At 61.9% G+C, this 4,717-nt stretch carries 4 protein-coding genes; 1 reads left to right on the top strand and 3 read right to left on the bottom strand.

Features of this window, described 5'->3' with window-relative positions:
- Positions 1-344: 344 nt before the first annotated feature.
- The 3 genes from ACTHNZ_RS19305 to ACTHNZ_RS19295 all read right to left on the bottom strand — a co-directional run bounded on the left by ACTHNZ_RS19305 (position 345) and on the right by ACTHNZ_RS19295 (position 3,569).
- Positions 345-1,151: an ABC transporter substrate-binding protein gene (locus tag ACTHNZ_RS19305; protein ID WP_440544173.1), complete on the bottom strand. Its 807-nt coding sequence runs from the start codon at positions 1,149-1,151 to the stop codon at positions 345-347.
- A 136-nt stretch (positions 1,152-1,287) separates the two neighbouring features.
- A complete protein-coding gene (locus ACTHNZ_RS19300) occupies positions 1,288-2,781 on the bottom strand; it encodes an aldehyde dehydrogenase family protein (protein ID WP_440544171.1) in 1,494 nt (497 codons plus the stop codon).
- 173 nt (positions 2,782-2,954) lie between these two features.
- The gene (locus tag ACTHNZ_RS19295) at positions 2,955-3,569 is read right to left on the bottom strand and encodes a cupin domain-containing protein (RefSeq protein WP_440544170.1); all 615 of its coding nucleotides are present in this window, start codon (positions 3,567-3,569) and stop codon (positions 2,955-2,957) included.
- Between the two features lie 250 nt (positions 3,570-3,819).
- On the opposite strand from ACTHNZ_RS19295, the gene ACTHNZ_RS19290 reads away from it, so the two are divergent.
- Positions 3,820-4,707: a GNAT family N-acetyltransferase gene (locus tag ACTHNZ_RS19290; protein WP_440544169.1), complete on the top strand. Its 888-nt coding sequence runs from the start codon at positions 3,820-3,822 to the stop codon at positions 4,705-4,707.
- Positions 4,708-4,717 lie beyond the last annotated feature (10 nt).

The following is a 4,717-nucleotide window of genomic DNA, read 5'->3' as shown; positions in this document are numbered from 1 at the left end:
GAGCGCGGTGCTGAGAATCAAGCAGCTAATGGTGATGAACACGGTCATCCCGGCCCCTTCGAGCAGGATCGGGACGAACTCGACGATGTCGCTCCAACGCATGATTCGCCTTTCTAATAATCGTTGCACTGCATGGCCGGCACCGATCGCCGGTGCCGCCATCGAGGACGGTTGCTCTCGATGGCGGCACTTGGACAATCGGGCAAACCGGCCGTCTCCTTACCCATGGGCCATACTCATGCGCATCTCTCGGGCCTTGCCATCCGCGGCAAAAACCCCGTCGAGAATACGCATCACTATGTGCCTCTCCTACAATCGATCACCCACGCGCACGTAGGCGTACCTCAATCCACGAAATTCCATTTCTTCAGAATCTTATCCAGCGTTCCGTCAGCTTTGATCTTGGCGAGCCCGTCGTTGATCTTCGAAAGCAGCGCGTCATTGCCCTTCTTCACGCCGAATGCAATCGGCACCTTGCGCAGCGGAGTGAAACCATCGGCGACACGACAGCCGTGCAGCGTGCCGGCCGCTTCCTGAGCCTTCCATATCGGATAGTCGTTGAACGCCGCCGTGATGCGGCCCAGTTCGACATCGCGCGCCATGTCCGCAGCCGTGTTGTACAGCTTGACTTCCTTGAAGATGCCGAGCTTCACCAGTTCATCCGAGGTTTCCTCACCCGCGCCCGCTCCGACGACGGTGCCCTTCAAGTCTTGGATCGTGCGATAAGTGTGCTTATCCGAAGCGTTGACGATGATCCCTTTTCCAAAAAACGCCACGGGCTGCGAGAAGTCGATCACTTCTTCGCGCTTCGGTGTGGGGGACATGCCCGCAACGATCAGGTTGATCTTCTCGGAGACAACGGACTGAATCAACGCGGAGAAAGGGATGACGTCGAACGATACGTCGAACCCTTCACGCTTTCCGATTTCACGGATCACGTCGGGCATCACGCCTGCGATTTGATTCGTTTTGATATCCAGAAACGCATTAGGCACGCTGGACGGCGTGGTCCCTGCGGAAATCGTCATCGGGGCTGCGCACGCTTGACCAGCTCCGCACGCTGCTGCGACCGCAACGGCCGCCACAGCGAGGATGCGTTGAAAAAAACCGGCGTGCTTCCCCGAAGCACTTTGAAACGTATGGTGGAACATGGCCTATCCTTAAGAAGAGTTTTTCAGACGAGTACGGCAAACGCGTGCAAGCGAGACGTTCGACCTCCTTCACACTCCGGTGTAAAGCAACGAGCAATGGCATTCATGCAATATCGGCCAACTGCCATACGCATCGTCACATCCGATCGAAATCGATCAACACGCTCTTGTATCGCATGTTGGCTTCCAGAGCTTGGCGCCCGAGATCCTTGCCGATGCCCGACTGCTTGAATCCCCCGGTGGGAATGATCATGTCGCCGCTGCGGCCGTAGCGATTGATCCAGACGGTCCCCGCCGCAATGCGCCGCATCGCCCGCATTGCCTGCCCGATGTCGCGCGTATGGACGCCCGCACACAATCCATAGGTAGGATGAGCGGCGAGTGCGATCCCCTCGTCTTCATCCTCGAAGGCCTGAACGGTCAGCACCGGCCCGAACAATTCCTGCCGCACGGCGGGCGTCGATTCGGTCACGTTCGCGAGCAGCGTGGGCCGATGGAAATAGCCGCCGTCCGTGCCTTCGAAGCAACCTCCGCCGAAGATCAACTCCGCGCCGCTCGCGCGGCTTTCGTCGACGAGGAACGCGATCCGCTCTGCTTGGTCCCGATTGATGATCGGCGAATAGCTCGTCGTGCTTCGCCATAGCGGCCCGGGGGCGATCTCCGCCAAATGACGCTGCACCGCTTCCAGCAACGGCTCGACGATGCGCTTGTGCGCGATGAGCCGGGTACCCGCGACGCACACCTGCCCACCGTTGCTGGTAAACCCTCGCGCGATGCAACGCGCCGTGTGCGCCAAATCCGGCACCTGTTCGAACACGAGCTGCGGGCTTTTCCCGCCCAGCTCGAGCGTGACCGGCTTCGTTCCATGCAGCGCCGCGTCGCTCATGATGGCTGCACCGGTACGGGTCGAGCCTGTGAAACTGACCTTCGAAATGTCGGGGTGACGGGTAATGGCGGCTCCCGCCGTCGCGCCTCGGCCGTTCACGACATTGAAGATGCCGGGCGGCATGCCGGCTTCGATCGCGAGCTCCGCGAGCCGCATCGTCGAGAACGGCGTCATCTCCGAGGGCTTCAGCACGACCGCATTCCCGGCGGCGAGTGCAGGCCCGCACTTCCACGAGCACATCGACAGCGGGAAATTCCACGGAGTAATCGCACCGATCACGCCATAGGGTTCCGATGCCACGAATCCCACGCTATCGTGGCGCGTCGCCGCGAAATCACCGCCCAGCTTGTCGGCGAGCTCCGCAAAAAAGCGGATCGCTTCCGCGGTAAACGGCACGTCCGACGCATACGCCTCTGCTACCGGCCGCGTCGAGCCAACCGCCTCCAACTGCGCGAGACTCACTGCGTTGCGGTCGATCAAATCCGCCCAACGGGTCAGCACTTTCGCTCGCTCGCGCGGCGACCGCGTCGCCCAGCCGCTCGTCTTCAACGCGCGCACCGCGCTGCTCACCGCATGATCGATCGTGTTTTCGCCAGCATCGGCGACATAGCCGAGCAAGCGGCCATCGGACGGGCGATAAACGGCAATCTGCGGCTCGTCGGTCAAATAGTGCTTGCCGCCGATGAAATGCCCCTGCGGCAACGAGACAGTCGACGGATCAAAATCGAGTGGCGGAATGGACATGCTCTACCTGGCCTCAACACCTAGAGTAACGCGCCGACGTAGAGGGTCACCCAGTCCGTCGCCGCGGGTTGCAGGGCTTGTCCATCGCATCTCCCCCAATGAACAAGCATCGATTTCTGTTCATTATAATGAACATCCAGTGAATTGCCAGTGGCCAAAAATAAATTTGGCACTCACAGATGGACGACCGGCGGCTGGGTGTTCATGACCCACAACAGGCGTGCCGTCTCACCACTCTCGTTGCGCACGCTGTGCGGCACCGTGCTCTTGAATTGGAAGCTGTCGCCAGCCCGCAGCACGGCGCGCCGATCACCGACATTCAGCACGACCGCACCCTCGAGCACGAGCCCCGCCTTCTCGCCGACGCCGACGAGCACTTCATCCGAGCCGGCACCCGCTGGCAGCATGATGATCATCATTTTCAGATCATGCTCCCCATGCGGCGAGAGCAGCTCTTTTTGCATGCCGTGGTTGCCGACGTCGAACACGGGCCGCTCAGCCGCCTTGCGCACGAAATCACCGACCACCGGGTCCGATATCGCATCGTCCTCCTCGAGCAGCGCGGTAAGCGGCACCGACAACGCCTGCCTCAAACGCTCGAGAATGCGCACCGACGGGTTCGCCTTGTTGCGCTCGACCTGACTCACCGTGCCGGACGACACGCCGGCCCGCATCGCGAGCTCGTTGACGGACAAGCCCTGCTCGATGCGCAGAGCCCGGAGACGAGCACCGACATCCGAATGATGCTGTTCAGTCACGCCCTTCTTCCTCACCTGTGCCGGCTTCATGCACACCTCTCTCGAAACAGTTGAATACGTCATTTCCCATCCCCGCACGCGAATTCGCTCGCGGGCTCACCCCGCCCGAGGCAGCGCAGGCGGTCGTCACAGCAATGAACGACGGGAATCTATTGATCATTATATTGAATAATGCCATATTTCGCTGAACGTGCGGCGGCGCGGCCGACGCCGAACAACATCACCTGAGCCGGTTCGCGACGTTGCCCCCGGGGCCGACCGTTGCGCCAGAGGAGCTTTCATGTACGAACCACCTGTCATCAACGAGGCCCCCGCCTACCGCCCTTTCGATCGCACCGATATCGCCGCCGCGCATCGGCTGTCACTTGCCGCCGGATGGCCGCATCGAGCAGAAGATTGGCAATTGATGTTCGATGCCGGCGATGGGTTCGTCGCGCAGGATAACGGTGAAGTGATCGGCACGGCACTTTACTGGAAGTGCGGCGCGGATAGCGGCACGCTCGGCCTCGTGATCGTGTCTCCTGCGCAACAGGGGCGCGGTATCGGCCGCGAGCTGATGGAACGGGTGCTCGAGGCGCTCGGCGACCGGGTCACGTACCTGCATGCCACACCGGCTGGGAAGCCGCTCTATGAAAGACTCGGCTTCGAAATGTGCGGCACGGTCGGTCAGCATCAGGGCATCGTCGCAGGCATCCCGGCCGTTACGCCGCCCGCCGCGGAGCGGCTGCGCGTCCTCACAGCCGCCGACGTGCCCAGGGTCATCGAACTCGCCTCGCGCGCGAGTGGCCTCGATCGCCGGCAGGCTATCCCAGCGCTGCTCGACGCCGCGCAGGGCGTCGTGCTCGAGCGCGACGGCGAGCTGCTGGGATTTTCGCTGTGTCGCCGCTTCGGCCGGGGGTACGCAATCGGCCCGGTCGTGGCAGCGCGTTCGCCCGACGCATGGCGCGCGAAATCACTGATCACCCACTGGTTCGGGCATCGGGCTGGCGAATTCATGCGCATCGACGTACCGGGAGACGCCGGCCTCAGCGACTGGCTCAGCGCACTCGGCCTGGCGCACACCGACACCGTCGTGAAGATGGTGCGCAATCACCGTACCGGGTGGTACCGCGGCGACCCCGACCCGACATATGGCGTATTCGGCATCGTCAATCAAGCGATGGGATAGGCAGCGATGC

This window comes from Trinickia sp. (assembly GCF_051953955.1).
In the GTDB taxonomy this organism is placed as follows: Bacteria; Pseudomonadota; Gammaproteobacteria; order Burkholderiales; family Burkholderiaceae; genus Trinickia.
The sequence above is the reverse complement of the archived record's forward strand: the minus strand, read 5'-3'. Positions and strand labels throughout refer to the sequence as shown.

Bases quoted from the DNA above. Each gene is read 5' to 3' on its own strand.
- ACTHNZ_RS19305 (WP_440544173.1), bottom strand. From the start codon at position 1,151: ATGTTCCACCATACGTTTCAAAGTGCTTCGGGGAAGCACGCCGGTTTT.
- ACTHNZ_RS19300 (WP_440544171.1), bottom strand. From the start codon at position 2,781: ATGTCCATTCCGCCACTCGATTTTGATCCGTCGACTGTCTCGTTGCCG.
- ACTHNZ_RS19295 (WP_440544170.1), bottom strand. From the start codon at position 3,569: ATGAAGCCGGCACAGGTGAGGAAGAAGGGCGTGACTGAACAGCATCAT.
- ACTHNZ_RS19290 (WP_440544169.1), top strand. From the start codon at position 3,820: ATGTACGAACCACCTGTCATCAACGAGGCCCCCGCCTACCGCCCTTTC.